At 68.6% G+C, this 20,300-nt stretch carries 14 protein-coding genes; 7 read left to right on the top strand and 7 right to left on the bottom strand.

Features of this window, described 5'->3' with window-relative positions:
• Positions 1-97 precede the first annotated feature (97 nt).
• The 4 genes from B2G71_RS01150 to B2G71_RS01135 form a co-directional block, all read right to left on the bottom strand.
• Complete coding sequence (locus B2G71_RS01150; protein WP_098103928.1) at positions 98-3,574, bottom strand: indolepyruvate ferredoxin oxidoreductase family protein; 3,477 nt, start codon at positions 3,572-3,574, stop codon at positions 98-100.
• A gap of 142 nt (positions 3,575-3,716) precedes the next feature.
• A complete protein-coding gene (locus tag B2G71_RS01145; RefSeq protein WP_098103927.1) occupies positions 3,717-4,490 on the bottom strand; it encodes a sulfite exporter TauE/SafE family protein in 774 nt (257 codons plus the stop codon).
• Positions 4,491-4,508: 18 nt separating this feature from the next.
• The gene (locus tag B2G71_RS01140; RefSeq protein ID WP_098103926.1) at positions 4,509-5,444 is read right to left on the bottom strand and encodes an MBL fold metallo-hydrolase; all 936 of its coding nucleotides are present in this window, start codon (positions 5,442-5,444) and stop codon (positions 4,509-4,511) included.
• Between the two features lie 188 nt (positions 5,445-5,632).
• Positions 5,633-6,256, bottom strand: coding sequence for a spermidine synthase (locus tag B2G71_RS01135; RefSeq protein WP_098104388.1), 624 nt, complete (start codon positions 6,254-6,256; stop codon positions 5,633-5,635).
• Positions 6,257-6,677: 421 nt separating this feature from the next.
• Here B2G71_RS01135 and B2G71_RS01130 point away from each other — a divergent pair, with 421 nt between their 5' ends.
• From B2G71_RS01130 to B2G71_RS01105, 6 genes are all read left to right on the top strand, one after another.
• Positions 6,678-7,961, top strand: coding sequence for a class I SAM-dependent methyltransferase (locus B2G71_RS01130; RefSeq protein ID WP_206049238.1), 1,284 nt, complete (start codon positions 6,678-6,680; stop codon positions 7,959-7,961).
• 64 nt (positions 7,962-8,025) lie between these two features.
• Positions 8,026-9,018, top strand: coding sequence for a GDP-mannose 4,6-dehydratase (gmd, locus tag B2G71_RS01125; RefSeq protein ID WP_098103925.1), 993 nt, complete (start codon positions 8,026-8,028; stop codon positions 9,016-9,018).
• Between the two features lie 55 nt (positions 9,019-9,073).
• Positions 9,074-10,081 (top strand): GDP-mannose 4,6-dehydratase, encoded by a 1,008-nt coding sequence (locus B2G71_RS01120; protein WP_098103924.1) that lies wholly within the window; start codon positions 9,074-9,076, stop codon positions 10,079-10,081.
• Entirely contained in the window at positions 10,078-10,575 is a 498-nt protein-coding gene (locus B2G71_RS01115; RefSeq protein WP_098103923.1) for a tetratricopeptide repeat protein, read from the top strand. Before B2G71_RS01120 ends, B2G71_RS01115 begins: the two co-directional genes overlap by 4 nt.
• Position 10,576: 1 nt before the next feature.
• Positions 10,577-12,946, top strand: a complete 2,370-nt coding sequence (locus tag B2G71_RS01110) for a glycosyltransferase (protein WP_098103922.1) — start codon at positions 10,577-10,579, stop codon at positions 12,944-12,946.
• Positions 12,939-14,582 (top strand): glycosyltransferase, encoded by a 1,644-nt coding sequence (locus B2G71_RS01105; protein WP_098103921.1) that lies wholly within the window; start codon positions 12,939-12,941, stop codon positions 14,580-14,582. Before B2G71_RS01110 ends, B2G71_RS01105 begins: the two co-directional genes overlap by 8 nt.
• 28 nt (positions 14,583-14,610) lie before the next feature.
• On the opposite strand, the gene B2G71_RS01100 is transcribed toward B2G71_RS01105, so the two are convergent.
• The 3 genes from B2G71_RS01100 to B2G71_RS01090 all read right to left on the bottom strand — a co-directional run bounded on the left by B2G71_RS01100 (position 14,611) and on the right by B2G71_RS01090 (position 19,009).
• A complete protein-coding gene (locus B2G71_RS01100; RefSeq protein WP_098103920.1) occupies positions 14,611-15,954 on the bottom strand; it encodes a glycosyltransferase in 1,344 nt (447 codons plus the stop codon).
• Complete coding sequence (locus B2G71_RS01095; protein WP_206049236.1) at positions 15,944-17,179, bottom strand: glycosyltransferase family 2 protein; 1,236 nt, start codon at positions 17,177-17,179, stop codon at positions 15,944-15,946. The genes B2G71_RS01100 and B2G71_RS01095 overlap by 11 nt, the downstream gene beginning before the upstream one ends.
• 135 nt (positions 17,180-17,314) lie before the next feature.
• Complete coding sequence (locus tag B2G71_RS01090; protein WP_098103919.1) at positions 17,315-19,009, bottom strand: hypothetical protein; 1,695 nt, start codon at positions 19,007-19,009, stop codon at positions 17,315-17,317.
• Positions 19,010-19,184: 175 nt separating this feature from the next.
• On the opposite strand from B2G71_RS01090, the gene B2G71_RS01085 reads away from it, so the two are divergent.
• Positions 19,185-20,297, top strand: coding sequence for a glycosyltransferase (locus B2G71_RS01085; RefSeq protein WP_098103918.1), 1,113 nt, complete (start codon positions 19,185-19,187; stop codon positions 20,295-20,297).
• Positions 20,298-20,300 lie beyond the last annotated feature (3 nt).

Here is a 20,300-nt window from a genome sequence, read left to right as displayed (position 1 = left end):
GGCGGCCTTCGGCGCGCGCTCGTGCGATCCCCGCACGGTGCGGCAATCGTTGGTCACGGGCAACGCCGCGCGAAATTTACCGCCCGGGCGGAATGGCTCAGGCGGGCTCGGGCTCGCGCCGGCCGGGCGCGGCGGCGGCGAGTCCCGGGCGAAGCTCTTCCACGCGGGCACGGAACGCCTCGACACCGGCTTCCTTGACCGGGCCGTAGCCCGCAACGAGATCGACCGAGCCGGCCATCTCCGCCGCGACGTCCAGCGTCGCGGGCGTCACCGTCGCCGCGATCTCGCGCACCAGATCGCGGTATTCGCCGATCAGCGCGCGCTCGAGCTTGCGGTCCGCCTGCCAGCCGAAGGGATCGAACGCAGTGCCGCGCAGTGTCTTGAGCTTGGCCAGCATCCGGAAGGCCGGGAAGATCCACGGCCCGAACGCGACCTTCTTCGGCCGGCCGGTCTTGGCGTCGATCTTGCGGCTGATCAGCGGCGAGCCGAGATGGAGGTGCAGCTTGGGATCGCCCGCGAAGGTCTCGGCAAAGCGCGCGCGGAAAGCCGGTTCGGAGTAGAGCCGGGCAACCTCGTATTCGTCCTTGTAGGCCATGAGCTTGCCGAGCCCGCGCGCCACCTCGACCATCAGCGGCTCGCGCGCTTCGATGCCGCGCGCGGCGAGCGTCGCCTCGGTCTCGGCGAGGAAGGCGCGGTAGTCGTCGGCCCAGGCCTCGTTCTGCCAGGCGCGCAGGCGCTCGCACTGGCGCTCGACTTCCGCCGCGTAGCCGCGCGGCGCCGTATCGGCGTGCGCGGGCTCGTGGGCGAGATCGAACAGCGCGTCGGGATCGACCGCCGCGAGCCGCCCAAGCGCCAGCGCCGACAGGTTCGCCTTCGCCGCCACGCCGTTGAGCCGGATCGCCTCCTCGATCGAGGCGAGCGAGACCGGCAACAGCCCCTTCTGGGCCGCGAAGCCGACCATCATCAGGTTGGTGAAGATCGAATCGCCCAGCAGCCGCGTCGCCAGCGATCCGGCGCGGAGCGAGGCCACGTTCGCCGGGTCGACGCGCTTGCCGATCGCCGCGAGAAAGCGCGTCGCGGTCAGGTCGAGATTGCGGTTGCGCTGGAATTCGCCGGTCGGGACGACGTCCTCGTTGGCCAGCACCTGCGTATCGGGCCGGGCGAGCGCGAGCACGTCGGGACCCGATCCGACGATCAGGTCGCAGGCAACGATCACGTCAGCTTGCCCGGTGCCGAGCCGCGCCGAGGGGATCGCGGCGGCGTCCGGGCCGATGCGCAAGTGGCTGGTAACCGCGCCGCCCTTCTGCGCCATGCCGGTCTGGTCGAGCACCTTGGCGGCCTTGCCTTCGAGGTGCGCGGCCATGGCCAGGATCGCGCCGACCGTGAGCACTCCGGTGCCGCCGATGCCGGTGACGAGCATCGCGCAAGGCCCCGCAGAGACATCGCGAACCTCGGGCTCGGGCAGCGCGGCGAGCCTGTCGGCAATCGCCGCGTCGTCGAAGCTGCGCTTCACCAGCGTGCCGCCCGTCACTTCAACGAAGCTCGGGCAATAGCCCTTCACGCAGGAATAGTCCTTGTTGCAGGTGGACTGGTCGATCGCGCGCTTGCGGCCGAACTCGGTCTCGACCGGCACCACAGAAAGGCAGTTCGACTGCACCGAGCAGTCACCGCAACCCTCGCACACCGCCGTATTGATGAAGAAGCGCTTGTCGGGATCGGGATAGGCGCCCTTCTTGCGGCGGCGGCGCTTCTCGTTGGCGCAGGTCTGTTCGTAGACGATCGCGCTGGTGCCCGTCAGCTCGCGCAATTCGCGCTGCACCTTGTCGAGTTCGTCGCGATGGAGCACGCGGGTTCCGGTCGGAAGGTCGCTCTGGCGAAAGCGCGAAGGGTCCTCGCTCACCAGCACCACCGGAGACACGCCTTCGGTCACCAGTTCGCGCACGATCTGCTCGGGCGTCATGGCGCCCTCGGCGGGCTGGCCGCCGGTCATCGCCACGGCATCGTTGTAGAGGATCTTGAAGGTCACGCGGCTCTTGGCCGCCACCGCCGCGCGGATCGTCAGCAGGCCCGAATGGGTGTACGTCCCGTCGCCCAGGTTCTGGAACATGTGCGGGGTTTCGACGAAGCTCTGCGCGCCGATCCAGGGCATGCCTTCCTGCCCCATCGAAACGGTCTGCATCGTGTGCCGCTCGGGCATGTAGTGCGCGAGGCCGTGGCAGCCGGTCGCGCCCATCGCGGCGCTGCCCTCGGGCACGAGCGTCGAGGTGTTGTGCGGACAGCCCGAACAGAAATAGGCGGGCCGGATCGCGGTGAGCGCCAGCGCCTTGGCGCCGCCCTCGAGATCGCGCAGCGCCGCGTCGCGCGCCGCAACCGCGTCGCTCAGCATGCCCAGTGCGGAGAGCCGCGAGACCAGCGCGCGCCGCACCGCACCGGGATCGAGCACGCCGATCTCGGAGAGCAGCTTGCCGCCGCCGGGCGCGGTCTTGCCCGAAATCGCCGGGGCATCGGCGGTTCCGTAAAACAGCCGGGCGAGCTGCTCCTCGATGAAGGCGCGCTTTTCCTCGACGACGAGCACTTCGTCGCTGCCGCCGATCGCCTCGCGCGCGAACGCGGGGTCGAGCGGCCAGACCAGCCCGAGCTTGACCACGCGCAGCCCCATCGCCCGGCGCTCGGCCTCGTCCAGGCCAAGGTCGGCGAGCGTCTGGCAGACGTCGAGCCAGGCCTTGCCGGCGGTGACGATCGTAAGGCGGCGCGCGGGCGCCTCGTGGCTGACCCGATCGAGCCCGTTCGCCCTCGCGAACGGCGCGACCAGCGGCAGGCGCTGCTCGATCACCGCCTGCTCCTGCGCCAGCGCGGACATCGCGAGCCGCAGGTTGGGCGAGGCGGCGCCCGCTGCCCGCTCGGGCACCGCGATCGGGAACGTGTGGCCCGGCAGCGTCACCGTCGTCGTGAGGTCGAGCGTGTCGGTCACCGCCTTCATGCCGACATAGAGGCCGGTGGCGCGGCTCATCGCCCAGCCGATCTCGCCCATCGAGAGGATCTCGTCGGTCGTCGCCGGATAGAGCACCGGCACCATGGCCGTGACCAGCACGTGCTCGGACTGGTGCGCGGTGAGCGAGGACTTGGCCGCGTGATCGTCCCCGCACAGCAGCAGCGCGCCGCCCCTGGCATGCGTGCCCTCGAAATTCGCCGCCTTGATCGCCTCGCCTGCGCGCTCGACGCCCACGCCCTTGGCGTACCACAGCGCGAAAACCCCATCGACGCGCGCCTTGCCGTACCAGTCGAGCTGCTGGGTGCCGCGCACCGACGTCGCCGCGAGTTCCTCGTTGAGGCCCGGCTCGAACCGGATGTCGTGCGCCTTGAGCAGCTTTTCCGAAGCCCAGAGCTGCGCGTCGAGCGTGGTGATCGGAGAGCCGCGATAGCCGGTGACGTAGCCGGCGGTGTTCAGACCCGCCGCCTTGTCGCGCCGCGCCTGATCGAGCAGCAGGCGGACCACGCCCTGCAGCGCGGAGAGCATGACCTGCCCTTCGCCCAGTGTGTACTTGTCCTCGAGCGTGACGACCGATTTGGTCACTTCTTCCCCGACTTGTGGCGTGTTTCCCGAGGCTTCACAGATGGCCGGGGCAGACGCAAGCGCGCGCGGACGCAAGCGCAGCAGCGGTCAAGTCCACTTGCAGCCGGGAGGACCTTGGCGCCGCGATCGGGGCCGATCGACGCTACAGCGCGGCCCCGCTTCGCCAGAGCATATAGGCGGCGACGGCGAAGATCAGGCCCGCGAACACGATTTTCAGTTTCCCGCCGTCCGACAGGCGCCTCGCCAACGCGGTTCCGAGGACTCCGCCCGCCGCGCCGCCGAGCACGAGGACCAGCGCCAGCACCCAGTCGATGAGGCCCGAGAAGGCATAGTTCGCTGCGGTGGTGAGACCGAAGGCGGTCACAGCGATCAGGCTGGTGCCGACCGCGTTGATCATCGCCATGTCGGTCGCCGCCATGAGGCCCGGCACGATCAGGAAGCCGCCGCCGATACCAAAAAAGCCGCTGAACGCGCCGGTCCCGAAGCCGAAGGTGATGACCCGCGGCGCGTTCGCGCGGTCGCACCGGACGGCGGGATCGCCCTCGGCCTTGCGGCTGCGCAGCATGAGCACGCCGACGACGATCATGACGACGGCGAACAGGAACAGCAGCTTGTGCCCGTCGACCGCCTTGCCCAGCGTCGAGCCGCCCAGCGCGCCCACGATTCCGGCGAGCGCGTAGATCAGGCCGCAGCGCCATTTGACCGTGTGCTCGCGCGCATGCTGGATCAGGCCGGAGGCGGCATTGACCGCGACCGCGAGCGCGCTCGTCCCGATCGCGACATGCGGACTGGGCACCCCGACGAGATAGACCATCAGCGACACCGCGAGTATCGACCCGCCGCCACCGACGAGGCCGAGCGTGAAACCGACCAGTCCGCCCGAAAGCAGTCCCAGCGCGATATGGAGCAGGTCCATGGTGGCGGCGCGTTCGGCTCAGACCGTGTTGAGCGGAATCTTGAGGTAGCGCACACCGTTGCCCTCGGGCTCGGGGAGCCGGCCGCCGCGCATGTTCACCTGGACGCTCGGCAGGATCAGGTTGGGGAGCGACAAGCCGCTGTCGCGCGCGGTGCGCATCGCGACGAAATCGTCCTCGCCGATACCGTCCCTGACGTGGACGTTCGCGTCGCGCTGCGCGCCGACGGTGGTCTCCCAGGCGTATTCGTCGCGCCCCGGCGCCTTGTAGTCGTGGCACAGGAACAGCCGCGTCTCGCGCGGGAGCGAGAGCAGGCGGCGGATCGAGCGGAAGAGTTGCCGCGCGTCGCCGCCGGGAAAGTCGGCACGGGCGGTGCCGTAGTCGGGCATGAACATCGTATCGCCGACGAAGGCCGCGTCGCCCACGACGAAGGCCATGTCGGCCGGGGTGTGCCCCGGCACGTGCAGCGCGATCGCCTCGAGCCCGCCGATGCGGAACGTCTCGCCGTCCTCGAACAGATGATCGAATTGCGATCCGTCGCGCGCGAACCGGCTCCCGGCATTGAAGAGCTTGCCGAAGACCTCCTGCACGCGCACGATCTCGGCGCCGATCGCGAGCGTTCCGCCGAGCCTTTCCTGAAGATAGGGTGCGGCGGAGAGATGATCGGCATGCGCGTGCGTCTCGATCAGCCACGTCGCCTTCAGATCATTCGATTCGATGTGCGCGATGATGCGATCCGCCGAGCGGTGCGAGGTCCGCCCCGCCGCCGCATCGTAGTCCAGCACCGAATCGATGATCGCGGCCTCGCGCGTCGCCGGATCATGGACGACGTAGCTTACGGTGTTCGTCGCCTCGTCGAAGAACGCCGCGATCGCGGGGCGCTTGGAACTGTCGCCCAGCGCGCGGTCGATCCGGTCGGCGGCGGCGTCGCGGGCGTGGTCGGTCCGGGTCTCCATGACACACCTTTATATTAGAATAATCTAATTTACCCGGTATGTATGTACTGGCGTTCGCAGGGTCAACCGCCCGACCCGCGCAAAGGCCTCCAACGGGACGGTCAGGAGCGCCGCCCGCAGCGCCGCTGAGACTTCGCCCTTTTTTGATGATCGCGGCCGCGAGGTGATTCTGGCGTCGCGAACTCCGCCTACGCGGGCTTGCGCGCGAACCAGATGACGTGGCGGAAGCCCTTGCCGCCGGGCCGCGCCCGCACGACCTCGCTCACCGTTTCGAAGCCAGCGTCCTCGAGCCGCGCGGTGAACTCAGGATCAGGCCAGGCCGACCAGACCGCGAGAATCCCCCCCGGCGTGAGCGCGCGCATCGCGGCCTGCAGCCCCTCGCGCGAATAGAGCCGGTCGTTGCGCCAGCGCGTGAGGCCCTCGGGCCCGTTGTCGACATCGAGCAGGATCGCATCGTAGCCGCATCGCGCCGCCTGGATCAGCCGCGCGACGTCCTCGTCGACGATCATCACCCGCGGATCGTCGAGGCAACCGGCGGTGAACTTCGCCATCGGCCCGAGCGCCCATTCGATGATCTCGGGCACGATCTCGGCGACGAACACCTCGTCGTCGGCGCCCAGCACCGAGAGCGCGGCGCGCAGCGTATAGCCCATGCCGTAGCCGCCGATCAGCCAGTGCTGCGCGGGCCGGTCGCGCAGCTTCTCGAAGGTCATCGTCGCCAGCGCCTCTTCGGAGGCGCTGGCGAGCGTGCTCATCAGCTCGTTGTCCTCGAGCAGGATGGTGAAGGCCTCGCCGTGCTGCACCAGTCGCATCTCGACGCCGTCGGGAATGTGGGCCACGCCCACGAGAACGTCACCTTCGATGTCAGCCACTCCCGAAAACGCGCAAATGGCCGGCGGCCACGGCGAGGCATGCTAAGTGGAAGACGGCCTCGGTGCGCGGCGGATGGCGCAAAACGGAGCGGCAATCAAGGCGTCATTGCGGGTATGCCGCAGCGGATGCGAAATCACCCGCGCGCGCCGCGCTGTCAGGGGCCGACGTCTCGCGAGAAAAGCGGCAATCCGCACCGAAACGGATCGAGCGAGGGCATCGGGTCGAAGTCAAAGAATTGCCCGCAAAGCTAGAATGTTCATCCGGCGAGGCGTTCAGGCCACTGCTATATGTCGATAATCGAAACGAACATGGGATGGCTACATATAGCGCTTTTTCGGACCTGCCCGGATAAGCAAGATCATGCGGATTGATCATGAAGCCCAGCGCGCGGACGTGCTGCCAACTCCGATGTCACGATACAAGGAGACGACACATTGCCGCGTCGGCGGCAAGAGCGATCTCGTCCCGATTCTCGATCTGGGCGAACAGGTTCTGACCGGCGTCTTTCCCCGGCCGGGCGAGACCGTGACCAAGGGCCCGCTCGAACTCGCCTGGTCCCCCTCGAGCGGACTGCTGCAATTGCGCCATTCGTACGATCCCGATGAGATGTACGGCGAAAACTACGGCTATCGCTCGGGCCTCAACCAGTCGATGGTCGATCACTTGTCGCGCAAGGTGCAGTGCCTCGAACGCCTGGTGTCGCCGGGGCCGGGCGATGTAGTGGTCGACATCGGATCGAACGACTGCACGACGCTGAAGGCTTACAGGACGTCCGGGCTCGAGCGGATCGGCATCGATCCGACGGGAGAGAAATTCAGCGCCTACTATCCGGCCGATGTGCGCCTCGTCGCGGATTTCTTCTCGGCGGACGTCTTTCGCGCCGTCACCGGCAAGCGAGCCAGGATCGTCACCTCGATCGCGATGTTCTACGACCTCGACGATCCGATCGCCTTCGCCCGGGAGATCGCCGGAATCCTCGCCGACGACGGCGTCTGGCACTTCGAGCAAAGCTACATGCCCTCGATGCTGCGACTCAATTCCTACGACACCATCTGCCACGAGCATCTCGAATATTACTCGCTGGGCGTCGTGCGCACGATCCTTGACGCCGCGGGCCTCAAGATCCTCGACGTCAGCATGAACAGCGTCAACGGCGGCAGCTTCGCGGTCACCGCGACCCATGCCGACAACCGCAGCCTGGGTGCCAACGAGCCGGTCGTGAACTGGCTGCTCGAGCAGGAGAACCGCATGGGGCTCGATCAGCCGCGCTGCTATCGCGAGTTCGCCGAGCGGGCTCACCAGCACCGGCGCAATCTCACCGACCTCGTGCGCTCGCTGGTCGCCAGCGGCCGTACGGTACTGGGCTACGGCGCCTCGACCAAGGGCAATGTCGTCCTCCAGTTCTGCGGCTTCACCCCCGATGACATTCCGGCGATCGCCGAAGTGAACCCGGACAAGTTCGGCCGGGTCACGCCCGGAACGCAGATCCCGATCATCTCCGAGGCCGAGGCCCGGGCGCGCGATCCCGACTACTTCCTGGTCCTGCCGTGGCATTTCCGCGACGGCATTCTCGCCCGCGAGCGCGAGTACCTCGAACGCGGCGGCAAGTTCATTTTCCCGTTCCCCGAGATCGAAATCATATGACCGTCCCCTCCGCCCCCGCTCACGCGATCAGGCGGCCCGGCCGGCCGGAACCGGAGGCGACATCGTGGCAAAGCGCGCGCTGATCACCGGCCTCACCGGGCAGGACGGCGCCTATCTCGCCCATTTCCTGCTCGGCAAGGGCTACGAAGTCTTCGGACTGGTGCGGCGATCCTCGCATCGCGGCATCGACGATCACCGGCTGCGCTGGATCGGGATCGAGGACCGGGTTCAAGTGATCGACGGCGACCTCGCCGACTTGTCCAGCCTGATGCGCGCGGTCGAGACGGTGCAGCCCGACGAATTCTACAATCTCGCCGCGCAGTCGTTCGTGACCTCATCGTGGCGCCAGCCGATCCTCACCGCCAACGCCACCGCCATCGGCGTGGTCAACGCGCTGGAGGCGCTGCGCACGATCCGGCCGGCCGCACGCTTCTACCAGGCCTCGTCCTCCGAGATGTACGGGCTGATCCAGGAGCCCTGCCAGTCGGAGAAGACCCCGTTCTATCCGCGCAGCCCCTATGCCGTGGCGAAGCTCTACGGCCACTGGATCACGGTGAACTACCGCGAGAGTTTCGGCCTCCACGCCTCTTCGGGAATCCTGTTCAATCACGAGAGCCCGCTGCGCGGCACCGAGTTCGTCACCCGCAAGGTCACCAGCGCCGTCGCGGCGATCAAGTGCGGGCTGGCTGAAAAGCTCAGCCTGGGCAACATCGACGCGCGGCGCGACTGGGGCCATGCCCGCGACTACGTCCGCGCGATGTGGCTCATGCTGCAACAGACCGAGGCCGACGACTACGTGATCGCGACCGGCCGCACGACGACGGTGCGCGAGATGTGCCGCATCGCCTTCGAGCACGTCGGCCTCGACATGGACCGACATCTCGTGATCGACCCGGCGCTCTATCGTCCCGCCGAAGTCGACGTGCTGCTCGGCGATTCGAGCAAGGCGCGCAAGATGCTCGACTGGGCGCCGCTGATCACGCTCGAGGAGATGATCGCCGAAATGGTCGAAGCGGACATCGCCCGGCTCGAAGCACCCCAGCTAGAAAAAGCATGACCGCCTCCTCGTCCATCACACGGCGCTCCGGGAAGGGGCCGGAGGGGCGCGCGCGGTGACGGGCTTCGCGCGGGTCCTGCTGACCGGCGGCACCGGCTTTGCCGGGGGCCGTCTCGCCCGGCTGCTGGAGCCCGCGCTGCCGGACGCGCAACTGTTCGCGATCGCCAAGGACGCGGCCGACGGCGACGCGACGCCGGCCCTCGCGAACGAGCGCTGGCGCGTGTTCGACTGCGACTTGCGCGATGGCCCCGCGCTCGATCGCGTGGTCGCGGATTGCCGCCCGGACCTCGTCCTGCATCTCGCCGCGCAATCCTCGGTCGAGCGCGGCCACGCCGAGGCCGAGGCGACCTGGGCGATCAACCACGCCTGCACCCTTTCGCTCGCCGAAGCCGTCGCCCGGCACGCCCGCGAGGCGACCTTCCTGTTCGTCTCCTCCGCCGAAGTCTATGGAGACACGTTCCGCTCGAGCGTCGCCGACGAAACTTCGGCCACGCTCCCCGAGGGCCCCTACGGCGAGGCCAAGGCCGCCGCCGAGACGGACTTGCGCAAGATCGTTCCGCCGAGCGGCCAGCTCATCGTCGCGCGCCCGTTCAATCACACCGGCGCCGGCCAGCAGACCGATTTCGTGCTGCCCAGGATCGCCAGCCAGGTCGCGCGGATCGAGCAGGGCGACAGCGCCGCGGTGCTTCAGATGGGCAACGTCGGCGCCTCGCGCGATTTCCTCAACGTCGAAGACGTCTGCGCCGCCTATCTCCGGCTCATCGGGGCCGCGCACCGTCTGGCCCGGGGCGGCGAGGCCGGAGCGGACAACACCTTCAACATCGCGTCGGGCCGGTCGTGGCGGATCATGGATCTCATCACGATGTTCCGCGATCGGTCGACGTGCCGCTTTCGCACCCAGATCGATCCCGCCGCGCTGCGTTCTGGCGAGATCGCCGAGATTCGCGGCAGCGCCGAAAAACTCCGCAAGTTCTGCGGCTGGAGTCCGACGATCCCGATCGAGCAGACGATCGAGGAACTGCTCGACTACTGGCGCGGCGTCCATTGCCGGGAAACGACGTGAGCGAGCCCGGCCCGTTCGCGGTACGGCTGGCGCGGCTGGCCTTCGCGCGCGGGGACCGGGCCCGCGACGAACGGCGCGATCACGCGGCGGCGGCGCGCTTCTATCGCCTGGGGCTCTGGCTCGACCCGACGCAACCGGCCTACTGGATTCAGCTCGGGCACATGCGCAAGGAGACCGGACAGCTCGACGCCGCCGAACGCGCCTATCGTTCGGCGCTCGCGCTGACTCCCGACGATCCCGACCTCCATCTCTCGTTCGGCCACCTCGCGACGGTTCGCGGCGCCGAGGCCGAGGCGAGGGAGCACTATTCCCGCGCGCTCCTTCTGGGCAGCGACGATCCGCTCGTCGCCACCGGCGCCCACCAGCGCATTCTCGCCGCGCTCGCCCGGATGGGGCCCGAAGGCGAGAAGGAAGCTCGTTTCCAGGCCCTGCGCGAGCGAACCAAGCCGGACGATTCGTTCGCCCGGCTCGTCGAGACCGCCGCGAGCCTGTGAGATGACCGCGCAGCGCATCTTCTGGCTCGGCTCGCACAAGGTCCTCAACACGACCGAACTGCCGCTGCTGCGGGCCATGGGCTACGAGGTCTTCAATCCGCCCTATCTTTCCGACGTCTTCGACCAGTCGATCCACCGCGAACCCGATCTCAACCAGCCGACCACGCTGCCGCGCGAGATCTTCGCCGAACTCATGGCGTTCAACTTCTTCTATGCCGCGTTCACGCCGCGCATAACCGAGATCGTCAATGCCTTCTTCGACGCGGTGGTCGTGACGATCAGCGAGCACTGGCTCAAATCGATGCTCGACAGCTACGAAGGACGGATCATCTACCGGACGTACGGGCAGCACTTCGTCCTGTCCGAAGTGCTGTGCCAGATGGGGCTCTGGCCGAAGATCGTCGAGCGTGATGACTTCGCGATCGTGCCCTTCGCCGCCGAATCGATCGAGAACGAGCAGCAGTGGTTTCGCGACCGCTGCACCGAGATCGTGCCCTATCAGATCCCCGACGAGGTTTTCGCCCATTCGCGCCAGTGGGGTCGCTCGGCGCATCTGCGCGAGGAAATCGCCACCAGCATTCCGAACATCGAAAATCCGTACTACGCGCATGCCTATTCGGCCTTCGCGGCCGAATTTCCGCACCGCGTCTTCCGCATTTACGGTCCGCAGCGCAGCATTCCGGCCGACGGACGGATCGTCGGCGCGCTGAGCCGCCACACCTTTCTCGACCGCCTCGCCACGGCGAAGGGCTATTTCTACAACTACCGCGATCGGGTCTGCTACCTGCCGCCGATCGAGTTCATGGAAATCGGCGGCCCGGTGCTGTTCCGCCCCGGCTCGCTGCTCGCGCGGTTCTTCGACGACCAAGCTCCGGGACAATGCGCCGACCGGCTCGAAGCCGAACTGAAGATGCGCCGCCTGCTCGACGGCGACCGCGCCTTCGTCGATGACGTGCTCGCGGCGCAGGAGCCCGTGCGGCGGCGCTACGACCGCGCGCATGTCGTTCCCAGGTTCCGCGAGGCATTCTCTCGCCTGCTGTCACCCGAGGGCCCGGCCGAACCCGCCTGTGAGACGACGGCGCGCGCACCATCGCGGCAAGCGGCCGCCGCCGCCGGAGCGGACACCGCCCGGCTTCTGGAAAGCCTCGACGCGCGGACGCCGCGTGTGTTCATCCTGCTCCACGTCGACGGGCTGTTCGGCTACGTCAACGGACGCGCCTATGCCTTCGAGGGCATTCCCCGCGTCGTGGATCTGATGGTGCGCGCCTTGTGCGACGAGGGCGACGCGCATGTCTGTGTGACCGCGACGCGCGCTTCGCAGCCCGTCGTTCAGGACTTCTTCGCCGATGCGATCGCCGCCGGGCGGCTCTCGATCCTCGCGCTCGAGACCGAAGATGCGCCCCAGGAAGCGGACATGATGCTGGCGCGCCTGGCGCTGGTCGAGGCGATCAACGCCGACTTGCGCGCCACCGACCGGCTGATCGTGCCGCACTACTACCTCTTCCCCGAAGCGCTGCTCGCGACGTGCGAGACGATCATCTACCTGCCCGACTACTTCCCCCACCTGATGCCCGACCAGGTCTTCGACGTGAGCGCGGACAAGGATCGCGAGAACCTGCGGATCGGCCAGGCGATCGCGAAGCGATCGCGCGCGATCCTGACCAACTCGCAGTTCACGCGCGGGTATCTGCCCGACGCCGGCTTCCTATCGCGCCAAGAGGACGACAAGGTCGTGGTCGCGCCGCTGCCGCTGATGGGCAAGCAGCGCGTCGGCGACGTCACTCCGATGGGGCGCGAGATGTTGCGCGAGAGCCTGGGCGGCCGCCCGTTCCTGTTCTATCCGACCGCCAATCGCCCGAACAAGCAGTTCCGCTTCCTGCTTCAGGTCTTCGAGCGCATGCGCGCGCACCGCCCCGACCTGACGCTCGTGCTCACCGGCAGTCTGCATTCGGTTCCGGGCGTCCACGAATTCGCGGTCGAACTGGGCGTGCTGAGTCATATCACCTTCCTCTCGCGGATCGACGAGAGCGCGATGCGCTATCTTTACGAGCGAGCCCGCGCGCTGATCCTGACCTCGACGCTCGAAGGGAATTTCCCGCCGCAAGTGCTCGAAGCGATGGAATACGGCGCGCCGGTGGTGGCGACGCGCCTGCCCACGATCGTCGAGATCTGCGGCAAGGACAGCGACAAACTGCTGCTTTGCGCCCCGCTCGACATCGAGGACTTCGTCGCCAAGCTCGAGTTCGCGATCTCGCAGCGCGACGAGGTGCTTCGCCGCCAGCGCGCGCTCCATGCGATTCTCGCCCGGCGCAACTCGCTAGGGCAATTCCGCGAATCGCTGCTGGGCGCACTGGGACTGGCCCATGCCTGAGGCAAAGAGGCCGCGCGCGCCCGAACGCTGGCAGCGCCCGCGCCGCCTGGGCCTGTTCCTCGGCGCGGGTCTCGACCATTCCCGGGCGGGACGTGACGGCGCGGGCATGCTCGCGCATTTCGAGAGTTTGGACTGCGAGGGCCACGTCTTCACCGACGGCTCGGATGGTCCGGAGAAAAGCCGGACCTGGCACCATGCCGACGCGCCGCTGCTGCTCAGCCGAAGCGACGATCTCGCCGTGCTCCACTTCGACCGCAGGACCTCGCCCGCCGCGCTTTCCGCGTTCCGCAGGCTCAACTGCATCAAGCTCGTGCGCTATCATGGCGTGGTTCCGCCGGACAGGCTGGGGATGTTCAGCCTCAAGGCGTCGCGCGCGGCCGGGCACGCGCGCAGGACCTTGCGCATTCTTGCCGAAATCGATGTCGCGCTGTTCCTGTGCGCCGCGCCCGAACAGGTCCGCGATCTGGTCGAGATCGGCATCGACGCGCGCGAGATCGCGACGGTGCCATGCTTCCACCAGTTCGACGCGCTGAGCGCGGCGGCGCCGGACCCGGGCGCGCGGATCTCGCTCGATCGCGGCGCGATGAACGTGCTCGCGGTCGGGACGGTCGAGCCGAGCAAGAACTACGAGGCGCTGATCCGCGCCTTCTCTCGGCTTGTCGACAAGGCCCGCGTGCCGCTCGCCCTCAATATCATCGGCCGCCATCCGCCCGAGCATTCCGACTATCTCGGCCGGCTTCTCGGGCTCGCCGGAGAACTGGGCCATGCCGAACGGATCTTTTTCCATCCCCGCCTCTCGACCGAGGCCCTCGCCACCGTCTTTCGAGAGTGCGACCTGTTCTGGTCGATGCGAACTTACGAGACACAGTCCTCGTCGCTGATCGAGAGCATGGGCTTCGGCCTGCCCGCGCTCGCCGGTGCTGCGCGCGTCGAGGCAAGAATGCCGGGCACCGCATCGCCCGATCGCGGCACGGGTCCCGCCGGCTCGAACCCGGTCAACGCCGCGCGCGCGGCGGCCGCGATCCTGCTCGACGAACAGGCCCGCCGCGAAGCCGCGCGCGCGGTACGAACGCGGTTTCGCGCCGAATTCTCGACGACCGCGATCGCCGCGAAGCTGGCCGACGCCCTGGCCGATGCCGGGATCGGCCCGGCCAGGGCGCCCGACGAGAAAGCCGAGGAAAGCCGCGCGGGGCGCCCGCCGGCCGCTCTCGAATCCGATGCCTGCGCCTGTTCCGGCTGCACGGCCGAGGCAGTCGAATGGCTCGATCTTCCCGACCTGCCCGAACTGATCCACGCCGCGCGCGACCGCTGCGCAACCGCGCGCGCGCGGGTCCGCTGGCCGCTCGACGCGCAACGCGACCTGCTCAACTGGGCCGCGCGCCGGGGCGTGAGCGAAAGCGCCGAGATCGCGGCCTATTTCGCCCGTTTCGACGTGCGACGCGCCATGGCCAGGCTCACCGTCCCGGCCGAGGCAGGCCACCTCGACGGCGCCATGCGCCTGTTGTGGACGGTCGACCGGGATGCGGGCGCGTTTTACGATCTCACCACCCACGCCTCGGTGGCAGCCTATCTCGCATGGTTCGAGCGGCAGGGCATCGCGCTGACGCGCGCCGGCGACACGGGCGGAAATCGGTAGCGGGGCCTGACCGCGCGGCCCCGCCCGCTCAGTCGGCGCGATGCGAGACCAGCGCGCGATGCGGGTCACGCGCGGCGGGGGGGCTTGGCAGGACAAGGCAGCGGCAACGCAGCATGGCCGAGACGAACAGCGCCGTCATGCGCAGCATCGCTCCGCCGACCCGGCGCGGCCGCGCCGCCGATGATCCGAACATCGCGTCGATCAGCATGGCCCGCGCCCGCGCGCCTTCGGGCACGGGGCGCAGATCGAGCCCCGCCTTGCCGAGAGTGCCGAGATAGACGTCGCATCGCCCGCTCTCCACGCCGCACGCGGATCGCGCCGCCTCGCACAGTCGCGGCTCGATCGCCGCGCGGTCCGCCGCCGGCCCGGGCGCAGCGAGAACCACGAGCCGCCGTGGGCGTCGCATCGCCTCGCGATTGTCACCGCGCACGAACAGCCCCTCGATCTGGCCGAGCCCGTAGGCGAGGTGGGTCGCGCCGAACAGCGCGGCGACACGCGGCCACAGTCCGGGCCTGCCGCCACGCAGCGCGACCCAACCTGCGTAGGCGGCGATCGCCGGCACATAGACCGGCAAGGCTAGCAATGTCAGCGGCGGCAGCAGGAACAGCGGCGACATCGCGTTGGGATGGCGGCGCAGCAGCCAGGTCCGGCCCCGTCCGTAAGCGCGCATGTTGCGCGTCCACGCGCGCAGGTCGGCGCGCTGGCGATGGATCACGGTGGCCTCCGGCTCGACCCGCAGCACGAAGCCGAGGTTGCGCAGCCGGATCGAAAGATCGACGTCCTCGCCCATGCGCGCGAAACGCGGATCGAAGCCGCCGACGATCTCGAGCGCGTCGCGGCGGATCAACACGTTGAGCCCCGGCAGATGCGCGACGAAGGCGCCCTCGCGCGGCACCTTGCCCTGCACCGAACCGCGCGAGCCGACAAAGGTATCGAGCATCAGCGCCAGCGCCGCATAGTGCGGCGAGGTTTCCGCCGGCGGCACGTTGCCGCCTCCGGTCGCGGCGGCCCCCGTCCGTTCGGCCGCGCGCACCAGGCTGGTGAGCCAGTGAGGCGGCGCAATGCAGTCCGCGTCGAGAAAGGCGACGAACTCGCCCCTGCCCGCCCGCCAGCCGATGTCGCGGTTGCGGCTGATCGAGCGCGTGGGGCTGGAAATCACGCGCAGCGAAGGCAGCGCCTGCCTGGCGAGAGCGACGGTGGCGTCGGTCGAACCGTCATCGACCAGGATCGTCTCGAACGCGCCGAAGTCCTGCACGGAGAGCGAAGCCATGCAGGCCCCGATCCGCTGCGCCTCGTTGCGCGCCACGACGACGACGGTGACTCGCGGCTCGCCCGCCCTCGTCAATTCGTCCGTCGCACCTTCATCGGCCATTGGGGTTTCTCAGGCTGTCCAGCAGCAGCTTCAGCACGAAGCTGGACAGTACCATCGTCACTCCGCCGACGCACAGGGTGGTCGTCACGAAAACGAGGTGAATCGATTGCTCCATCCCGCCGCCGACGAGGGCCCAGCGGAACGCGAGGTAGGCGTCGGCTGTGAAACCGGTGACGGCGCAAGCGGTCCCGGTCGCGAGCAGCCACTCGAGCGGCCTTCCCACCGACAGCCAGGCCACGAAACGGCTCGTCTCGACCGGATGATAGATCGCGATCGCCACTTTCGCGAGCGCTCCCAGCAGGATCGCGGTCAGACCGATCAGCGTCGCGGTGGTCGAAAGCGCGACGAAGTGGATGCCGAAATACTGCCCGCCAATCGTGATCGGCCCGCCCGCCAACGCCGCGAGACCGACGATGCCGAGCGCCAGCAGGGCAAGGCCCGGCGCGAGGTAGAGCATGTCGGGCGCGTGTGCGATCAGCAGCCGCAGGTGCCGCCAGCCATCGCGGAACGAGCGCAAGTGCGGCGGGCGGCCGCGCTTGTCGGGATAGAGCCGGGTCGGCACTTCGCCGATCCTGAGCCCCGCCCGATGCGCGTTGATCACCATTTCGGAGGCGAATTCCATGCCCGGCGAGCGCGCGCCGATCCGTTCGAAGGCCTCGCGGGTGAAGCCGCGCATGCCGCAATGGAAGTCGCCGATCGACGAGCGGTGGAGCACGCGCCCCACGGTCGAGAGTACGGGATTGCCCAAATAGCGGTGCAGCGGCGGCATCGCCCCGGGCTCGATCCCCCCGGCGAAGCGATTGCCCATCACCAGATCCGCCCCGGCTTCGAGCGCGTCGACGAAGCGGCCGATCTCGGACCAGTCGTAGGAATCGTCGGCATCGGCCATGACCAGATACTTGCCGCGCGCCGCGTTCGCGGCCGCCTGGATCGCCGCGCCGTAGCCGCGCACCGGCTGGTGCACGACCCGCGCCCCCATCGAGCGCGCGATCTCGATCGAGCGGTCGGTCGAACCGTTGTCGCCGACCACGACTTCGCCGTGAATGCCCTCCGCCTTGAAGGCGTTTAGCGCCTTGGCGATGCAGATGCCGAGCGACATTTCCTCGTTGAGGCAGGGAATGATCGCCGAGACCAGCGGCGTCGTGGGATCGGGCTGCTGCGCTTCGATCGCGGCGACGTCGCCCGCGAGTCCGATTTCAGTCTGGCGAACCGCGATCCCCGACAACGTCTCGTTCCTCCGCAAGTCGCGGGGGGATCGCGTTGCGATGCGGACCCGCTTGCTACGCAGTCCACCTAGGGTTGTTCTGGTTAACAAACGGTTCCGACGCCATCCCGCAGACAGCCCGCGCGAAAGTCCGGATCAGTCGTAAACGCCGGTGAACAGGTCCGCATCGTCGGGCCGGTCGGAAAAGAGACCGCGATAGTCGCCGACCGGGACCAGCAACGCCGCTTCGCCGCCCGCGACCAGTCCGATCGTCTTCGCGCCCTTGGCGAGCGTCACCGGCGCGGTCACGACCTTGCCGTCAACCGAGACTTGCCCCGCGAGCGGCTGCCCGTCTTTGGCGTAGAGCCCGTAGATGCCCGGCGCCACGACCTCGAAGCGCGTCGTGCGCCCGCGCTCGAGATGCGTGCCCAGCAGCAGGATATTGGGCGAGACCCGGACATAGCGCCGCGCGGTGAGGTCGCCGATCAGGTCGCGAAGCGCGTCGATGCGGTACGAGGCGATGATCAACTTGGGCGGCGCCGCGTCGAGCCCGCGGTAGACGTCGGAGCGACGGCCCTCGGCCAGCGTGCGCATCAGGAAGCCGCGATCGAGCCAGAGCACCGAGGATTCGTGCCGAGCGGGCAGCATGCCCGTTCCGTCGAAATAGCGCTCATCGGGGGCCAGCATAGCCTCGGCGCGCGCGACGAGATCGAGCTGACCGCGATTGCCGAAGCGTAAATAGGCGATGTTGGCGATGAAGCTGACGGCAATCGCGGCGACCAGCGCGAACCAGATCCAGCGGCGCGAGCGCGAGCCCGGTGCGGGCGCGTCGAGCGCGGCGGGGGCCCACAGGGCGAGGAACGGGATCGCCATGATGAAGACATAGGGCCAGGGCTGGTTGTGCGCGAAGACGAGCCCGGTGATGACCGCCGCGAAGACGAGCGCGATGCGCTGGGGCGGCGTGATCGTCAGGAACCGGCGCGCGGCAAGCACCATCCCGGCAAGGCACAGCAGATAGAGCACCCAGTTGCGCAGCAGCGTCTGCAGCACGTATTCGCGAAGGCCCGTGTAGGGATCGCCGCCCGCGATCGCGACGCTGGCCGGGCCGAAGATCAGGTTGTGGAGGATCGGCAGCGGATCGCGGCCGCCGAACAGCAGGCCATAGCCCGCGAGCACCAGCGCCCAGCCTGCAACCAGCAGCGCGCCGCGCATCGCCGTGAGACCGAGGCGGCGTGCGGCCAGCGCATCGACGACGAGACCGAGCCCCAGCGCGAGGTTGAAATAGACGCCCTTCTGCGTCGCCACGAACGCCAGCCCGCTGGCGATGCCGGCGGCCACGAGCCGCAAGGGCCGGTCCGCGCCCGCGCGCAGCACGATCAGCAGCGCCGCGGTCGCGAAGAACAGCGACAAGGGCTCGGCCCGCGTGCGGAAGATGCGCTCCTCGAAGTTCGAGAAGCCGAGCAGGATCAGCAGCACGAGCAGCGCGCGCACCCTGTCCTGCCCGAGCGCGCGGGCGCAGGCATAGAGCATCGCGATCGTGCCGCAGCCCAGGATCGCGGTCTGGAGCCGCCCGATCAGCACCGTCGAGACCGAATTCCACCCGAGCTGATGCGCGATCTCGTAGAACAGCGCATAGCCGACCGCCTTGGCCGGCCAGATCGTGTCGAAGGTCTCGCCGAACAGGAACTTGGATTGTCCGAGCTGCCAGAACTCGTCCATCACCAGCTGCGTGTGCCAGGCAAAGACGAACACGAAGGCGATCTTGAGCGCGATCGCCGCGATCAGCAGGCGGCGCGCGCGGGGCTGGTGCGCGGGCGTCGGACCGGCGCCGAAGATCGGGCCAGTCACCATTGTCTGCGTCCGTGTGCCATGCGCGATCCCCCCTGCGCCAAGCGACCGCCGACAAGCGTCGGCGGGCATGTCCCGATCTGCGCGAATTGCGCGAATGGCGAAAGACGCGCATGAAAGCCATGCACAATCGCGCGCGCCGCGCAGCATCCGCCCGAAGCCCCGATAGAGCGCAGGTATGAAGATCCTATTCGTCGCGGCCGAACCGCATCTTGCCGGCCATGGCGGCGCCGTCACCTACACCGGCTCGATCCGGAGGCTGTTCGCGACGCTCGAGGGCGCGCAGGTGGAGACGTTGGCGCTGCCCCTGCCCTGGCGACGCCTGCCGCCGGCATTGCGGCGGGCGCGCGCCATGCTCGCGGCGCTGCTAAGCGGCACGCCGAGCAAGTCGCGCTACTTCCTCGACCGCCGCGCGCGGCGCGTCTACCGCGCCACGCTACGCCGCTTGCGGCCCGATATCGTCGTGATCAACAGCGCCGATCTTCTCCCGCTCATCGAAGACAAGGATGAGGCGGGCGCGGCGCGCTACGTGCTCGTCTCGCACAATGTCGAGACCGAGATCATCCGGGGCCAGATCGCGGCAACGGCGCTTCCCGCGCCGCTCAAGCGCCTGCTCGCGCGCGACGTCGCGGCAACGCAGGCCGCGGAAGCGGCGGGCGCGCGGCGGATGGCGCTCATCGTATGCATCTCGCACGACGATGCGTGCTGGTATCGCGAGCATGCGCCCGGCGTGCCGGTAATCGCCGTGCCCGGCGCTTTCGACGGATCGCCCTGGCAGGGGCCCCGCCCGGCGCTCGACGGCCCGTTGCGCCTCGCGATGCTGGCGAACATGGACTGGTGGCCCAACCTCGAAGGGGCGGGCTGGCTCGTCAACGTCCTGCTGCCCCGGCTCGAAGGCGTCGAAGTGCATCTCTACGGGCCCGGCTCTGAGCGGTACGCCGGACGCCATCCCATGCTGCACGCGCACGGCTACGTCGAGAGCCTCGATACGATCTGGCGCGACACGCACATCATGGCCTGCCCGATCTTTTCGGGCTCTGGGGTCAATGTGAAGCTGGTCGAGGCGCTGTTCCACCGTGTGCCGGTGCTCGCGACGCCGCATGCCCGGCGCGGCCTGCCCCCGCTGGACGATCCGGCGCTGATGGTGCTCGATCCGCAAGACTGGGCCGCGTTCCTCGCCTCGCCGCATGCGCGCGCGCTCGCCGAAACCCGCGTCGCCGAGGTGACCGCGCAACTTTTCGCGGCGCGGAGCCACCGCGCCGCGATCGCCGCGCACCTCGGCCTCGGCTGAGAC

Origin of the sequence: Novosphingobium sp. PC22D (assembly GCF_002556635.1) — a bacterium.
Taxonomy (GTDB): domain Bacteria; phylum Pseudomonadota; class Alphaproteobacteria; order Sphingomonadales; family Sphingomonadaceae; genus Novosphingobium.
This window is presented reverse-complemented; position numbering and strand designations above follow the sequence as displayed.

Bases quoted from the DNA above. Each gene is read 5' to 3' on its own strand.
- B2G71_RS01105 (WP_098103921.1), top strand. From the start codon at position 12,939: ATGCCTGAGGCAAAGAGGCCGCGCGCGCCCGAACGCTGGCAGCGCCCG.
- B2G71_RS01085 (WP_098103918.1), top strand. From the start codon at position 19,185: ATGAAGATCCTATTCGTCGCGGCCGAACCGCATCTTGCCGGCCATGGC.
- B2G71_RS01090 (WP_098103919.1), bottom strand. From the start codon at position 19,009: ATGGTGACTGGCCCGATCTTCGGCGCCGGTCCGACGCCCGCGCACCAG.
- B2G71_RS01135 (WP_098104388.1), bottom strand. From the start codon at position 6,256: ATGCGACTGGTGCAGCACGGCGAGGCCTTCACCATCCTGCTCGAGGAC.
- B2G71_RS01110 (WP_098103922.1), top strand. From the start codon at position 10,577: ATGACCGCGCAGCGCATCTTCTGGCTCGGCTCGCACAAGGTCCTCAAC.
- B2G71_RS01145 (WP_098103927.1), bottom strand. From the start codon at position 4,490: ATGGACCTGCTCCATATCGCGCTGGGACTGCTTTCGGGCGGACTGGTC.
- B2G71_RS01100 (WP_098103920.1), bottom strand. From the start codon at position 15,954: ATGGCCGATGAAGGTGCGACGGACGAATTGACGAGGGCGGGCGAGCCG.
- B2G71_RS01140 (WP_098103926.1), bottom strand. From the start codon at position 5,444: ATGGAGACCCGGACCGACCACGCCCGCGACGCCGCCGCCGACCGGATC.
- B2G71_RS01130 (WP_206049238.1), top strand. From the start codon at position 6,678: ATGCGGATTGATCATGAAGCCCAGCGCGCGGACGTGCTGCCAACTCCG.